Source organism: Arthrobacter sp. MDT2-34-1, from assembly GCF_059091365.1.
This window is the reverse complement of the sequence record NZ_JBNHGO010000090.1, coordinates 1-655: the sequence shown is the minus strand read 5'-3', so window position 1 is coordinate 655 and position 655 is coordinate 1. Positions and strand designations below refer to the sequence as shown.

The following is a 655-nucleotide window of genomic DNA, read 5'->3' as shown; positions in this document are numbered from 1 at the left end:
GGCAGGTGCGGCCCGTGCTGTTCAATCGAGCCGACGGGCACCAGGACGGTCACCGCCGCGGGGACGTCGAAAGAGGTAGTTGATGAGAGCGCGGTCATTGGACTGGTCAACGGTTGGTCATGGCCGGCTCGGGGACGCCCAGGGCCCGGTCGAATCCGTCAGGGATGAGCAGGTGGTCGGGACGCAACTCGGCGGTCGATGACAACGCGAGTCCGCGCAGGGCGGAGTCGATGCCGCCGGAGAGGATGTCGAGGACGTTCTCGACGCCGGCCTGTCCATTGGCGGCAAGTCCCCACAAGTAGGCGCGCCCGATCAGGACGGCCTTGGCGCCCAGGGCGAGGGCCTTGACCACGTCGGAGCCGCGGCGCACGCCGCCGTCCATGACCACGTCGATCTGGTCTCCCACGGCCTCTGCGATGGGGCGGATCATCCGGATCGCGGCCGGGGTGCCGTCGAGGTTGTTACCGCCGTGGTTGGACACCGAGATGCCCGCCACGCCGGCGTCGACCGCGCGCAGGGCATCGTCGACGCGGCAGACGCCCTTGAGGACGAACGGTGTGCCGGAGATCTGCTGCCAGGTTTCCCGCATCCAGGTTACGTCTTCCCAGCTGGGTGGCGGAGTCGTCATCCACTCGTAGTAGGCGCCGAAGAAGGT

The 655-nt window shown here is 68.2% G+C and carries 1 protein-coding gene; it reads right to left on the bottom strand.

Annotated features, from left to right (window positions below; genetic code table 11):
* Positions 1-106: 106 nt before the first annotated feature.
* Positions 107-655 (bottom strand): alpha-hydroxy acid oxidase (locus AC5RVV_RS17785; protein WP_494002676.1); only part of this gene is annotated, 549 nt, incomplete at its 5' end.